Source organism: Streptomyces sp. SID3212 (assembly GCF_009865405.1).
Taxonomy (GTDB): Bacteria; Actinomycetota; Actinomycetes; order Streptomycetales; family Streptomycetaceae; genus Streptomyces.
In genome coordinates this window covers 1-4,128 of the sequence record NZ_WWJY01000897.1, presented here as the reverse complement: position 1 = coordinate 4,128, position 4,128 = coordinate 1, and the positions used below count along the sequence as shown (strand labels likewise).

4 protein-coding genes are annotated in these 4,128 nt (G+C 69.0%); 2 read left to right on the top strand and 2 right to left on the bottom strand.

What is annotated here, in order from left to right; genetic code table 11:
• A partial coding sequence (locus GT042_RS26655; protein WP_237531212.1) for an amino acid adenylation domain-containing protein occupies positions 1-2,951 on the bottom strand: 2,951 nt, incomplete at its 3' end.
• Here GT042_RS26655 and GT042_RS39430 point away from each other — a divergent pair.
• Together GT042_RS39430 and GT042_RS26650 are read left to right on the top strand one after the other, a co-directional pair.
• Complete coding sequence (locus tag GT042_RS39430) at positions 2,832-3,119, top strand: hypothetical protein (protein ID WP_237531213.1); 288 nt, start codon at positions 2,832-2,834, stop codon at positions 3,117-3,119. The genes GT042_RS26655 and GT042_RS39430 overlap by 120 nt on opposite strands.
• A 154-nt stretch (positions 3,120-3,273) precedes the next feature.
• Positions 3,274-3,810: a GNAT family N-acetyltransferase gene (locus GT042_RS26650; RefSeq protein ID WP_161311270.1), complete on the top strand. Its 537-nt coding sequence runs from the start codon at positions 3,274-3,276 to the stop codon at positions 3,808-3,810.
• Here the strand turns inward: GT042_RS26650 and GT042_RS26645 are convergent.
• Positions 3,802-4,128 (bottom strand): MarR family transcriptional regulator (locus tag GT042_RS26645; protein WP_161311269.1); only part of this gene is annotated, 327 nt, incomplete at its 5' end. The genes GT042_RS26650 and GT042_RS26645 overlap by 9 nt on opposite strands.

Genomic DNA, 4,128 nt, shown 5'->3' with positions numbered 1-4,128 from the left:
TCGAAGAAGTTGTCGTCCACGCCGACCTGGGGCAGGCCCAGGATCTCGGCGAACACGGTGCACAGGAGCTCCTCCCGCACCGTGGCCGGCCCCCGGCCGCCGCCGGCCGGCCGGTGGTCCGGAGCGGGCAGGGCTCCACGGTCCAGCTTGCCGTTCACCGTCAGCGGCAACGCGTCCAGCACCACCAGCGCGGACGGCACCATGTACTCCGGCACCACACCCCGCACATGCCCGCGCACCGCGGCGACGTCCACACCCGCCGGACCGCTCGCCGGGACGAGGTAGCCGACCAGACGCTGGTCGCCGGGGCGGTCCTCCCGTACCACCACCGCCGACTGGGCCACGTCCGGGTGCGCGGTCAGCGCGGCCTCGATCTCGCCCGGCTCGATCCGGAAGCCGCGCATCTTCACCTGGTCGTCGGTACGGCCCAGATACTCCAGCTGCCCGTCGGTGTTCCACCGGGCCAGGTCACCCGTGCGGTACATCCGCTCGCCCGGCGTGAAGGGGTTCGCGACGAACCGCTGCGCGGTCAGTCCCGGCCGGGCGTGGTACCCACGGGCCAACTGCACACCGGCCAGGTACAACTCACCCGCGCCCCCCACCGGAACCGGCCGCAACGCCGCGTCCAGCACATACACCCGGGTGTTCCAGACGGGGCGTCCGATCGGGACGCCGCTCCCGCTGGTGCCACCGTCACACGTCCACGCGGTGACCTCGACCGACGCCTCGGTGGGACCGTAGAGATTGTGGAGCGGAACGTCCAGCACGTTCCGGAACTGCGCGGTGACATCGCCGGGGAGCGCTTCGCCGCTGCAGAACACGGCACGCAGGCCGGTACAGGCGGCGGCGGCCGGTTCGCGGAGGAAGACCTGGAGCAGCGACGGGACGAAGTGCGCGATCGTGACGCCTTCGCGTCGGATCAACTCCGCCAGATACGTGGGGTCGCGGTGGCCGGAGGGCTTGGCGACCACCATCGTCGCCCCCTGGAGCAGCGGCCAGAAGAACTCCCGTACCGACACGTCGAAACCGAAGGGGGTCTTCTGCAACACCCGGTCCGAAACGGCCAAGTGGTAGGTGCCCTGCAACCAGGTCAGCCAGTTCACCACACCCGCGTGAGGGACGGCGACGCCCTTGGGCCGCCCCGTGGAGCCAGAGGTGTAGATGACGTAGGCGGGGTGGGCGGGCAGCAGGGGGGTGTGGTGCTGGGTGTCGGTGGGGTCGGTGTCCGGGAGGTTGCTGAGTGTGGTGGTGGTACGGGGGTCGTCGACGGCCACGTACGGCGGGTGGCCGTCGGTGAGGCGGGGGGCGAGGTCCGTGCTGGTGAGCACCAGGAGGGGCCGGGCGTCGGTGAGGACGTACGTAACGCGGTCGGCCGGGTAGTCAGGGTCGACGGGGACGTACGCGCCGCCTGCCTTGACCACCGCGAGGAGCGCGACCACCAGGTCGACGGAGCGGTGCATCATGACGGCCACCAGCGATTCCGGCCCCACGCCCCGGTCGGTCAGGAGCCGGGCCAGGCGGTTGGCCCGCGCGTCGAGGTCCGCGTAGGTCACCTCGATCCCCTCGAAGACCACCGCGACCGCGTCCGGGGTACGGGCGGCCTGGGCCCGGAACAGCTCCGGCAGCGTCGCCGCGGGCACCTCCCGGGCGGTGTTGTTCCAGTCCTCGAGAACCAGACGCTCCTCGGAACGGCTCATCAGCGTGATCCCGTGGACACGTTCCTCCGGGGTGGAACGCGCCATCCACTTCATCACGTCGAGGAATTTCGCGGCATGCCCGTGCGCCGCTCGCCGGCTGTACAGATCCGGATTGGCGTCCACGACCACGGACATGCTTCCGTCGGACGACCTGTCGTACACCGAAATGGACAGGTCATTGAAATTTATGCCACCGAGCCCATGCGCCTTGCTGGGGGCTCCGCCGAATTCCAGACCGTAGTCGAAGGAAACGATATTGACCAGGAGGGGGTAAAGTCCGCCGCTTCCTACGAGGTTCAGATCCCTGAGGATGTCCTCGTAGCGGTACCGCTGATGCCGTAAAGCATCCCGCACTCCGCGCGATACCTGTTTCACGAGTTCTCGCACGGTGGCCCCCGGCTGCACGGTGAGGCGCAGAGGAATGATATTGGCCGTCATTCCTGGGACGTCCCTCAGTGCGGTCACCCTGCCCATGACGGGGACCCCGAGAATGATGTCCTCCTGTCCCGTCGTGCGATGGAGATAGGCGGCACTCGCGGCCAGGGAAAGACCCGAGAGGCTCGTTCCCAGCCGGCGGGCGGAGCTTCGGAGTTCCGCGGCCGCCTCGGGAGGGACGTGGAGCGTATGGCGTGTCAGTTCACGGGGCGTGGTGGAAGGGTCTCGGCCACTCAGGCCGACCGGTCGCGGGCGGTGGGCGAGACGCTCCGTCCAGTACTCCCGGTCCCGTTCGAACGCTTCCGACGCCCGGTAGTCCGCGTCGGCGTCCATCAGCACGGAACTCGAAGGAAGCGGGGGGTCCGTGAGGGATTCGCCGGCCAGCAGCGCGGTGTAGACCGCGGCCACCCGGGCGGCTATCCGAGGACCCGCGAGTCCGTCCGCGATGATGTGGTGTATTCGCTGGTACCAGAAGTAGAGGCCGTCGTCCACCTTGAACAGGGCCTGGCCGAAAAGCTCGCCGCCCTGGAGATCCACCGGGCGCCGCATGTCCGCCCGCATCCAGCTCTCCGCCGTGGAGCGGGGATCTTCCTCACCGCTCACGTCGATCACGGGAAACGGCCAGTCGCTCCGCGGGTCGGCATACTGCCGCGGGAGTTCGTCCGCCGTTCCCCCGGACGCCGTTCCCTCGAAACGCAGGTGAAAACAGTCGACTTCCTGGACGACTCTCCGTACGGCCGCTTCGAAGAAGTCCGTGTTCACGTTTCCGTGAATCTCTATGTATTCACCCATGTTGTAGATCGGATTGTCCGGATCCATTTGCTGCGCGTGCCACACGCCAAGCTGCCCGGCCATCAGTTCACGACGGCCACCATGCGATCCAGACATCTCCGCACCCCGGTCAACGCTCGCGCCCCTCACCAGGAGCAGCCAATTAAGCAATTTGACAGCAACGTCGATCCGGATCACCCTCTCAAGCCGAACTGATCACTGTCAACCATTCTTGGCGAAGTGGGCATTTAGATGGTGTTTGGTGTTTGTTTGCGGCGGCTGTTAACTGTTTTGCCGTATTTTTCGCCCCCGTGATAAGCGGCACGGAATGCCGGTGCGGCCCTCCGGGGGGTCGTGAGAGGCTTGGGAGGTGCTCCTCGAAACGCCCCGGCTCCGCCTGCGCCGCTTCCAGGCCGATGACGCGCCCGCCTTCTCGGCCTACCAGTCCGACCCGGACGTCGCCCGCTACCAGAGCTGGACCCCGCCGGTCCCGGTCGCGGAGGCCGCGCTGCTCGTGAAGCAGTTCGCCGCCGCCGACCCCGCCCGGCCCGGCTGGTTCCAGTACGCGATCGAGCTGAAGGCCGACGGGTGCCTGATCGGGGACGTCGGGGTGAACCTGCACGAGAACCTGATGCAGGCCGACCTGGGCTTCACCTTCGCCGCCGACCGGCAGGGGCACGGCTATGCCACGGAAGCCGTACGTGCCGTGCTGGACGACCTGTTCGCGCGCGGGCTGCGGCGGGTGTCGGCGGAGTGCGACGTCCGCAACATCCGCTCCGCCCGGCTGCTGGAACGGGTCGGCTTCCAGCGGGAGGGCCTGCGCCCCGCGTTCACCTGGCTCAAGGGCGAGTGGACCGACGACCTGTTCTTCGGCCTCCTCGCGGACCGCAGGCCGCCCTCAGCCTGAGCGGTGCGACGGTACTCCGGGAGGGGACGCGGCCAGCCGGTCCAGCACCTCGATCAGCCCCGGCAGGGCCGCCAGCTCCTCGGGGCTCAGCGTCGTCTCGATGGCGTGGGCCAGCCACGCCTCGCGCCCCTCCATGGCGGCCCGCAGCACGTCCCGCCCCTGGTCCGTGGCCACCACCAGGAACCGCCGGCCGTCGCCGGGGTCGGGGTGGCGGGTGATGAGCCCGCCCTTCTCCAGCGCGGCCAGCGTCTGCGCCATGGACTGCGGCCGCATGTACTCCGCCGCGGCCAGGTCGCTGGTCGTGGCGGGCGGCCCGCC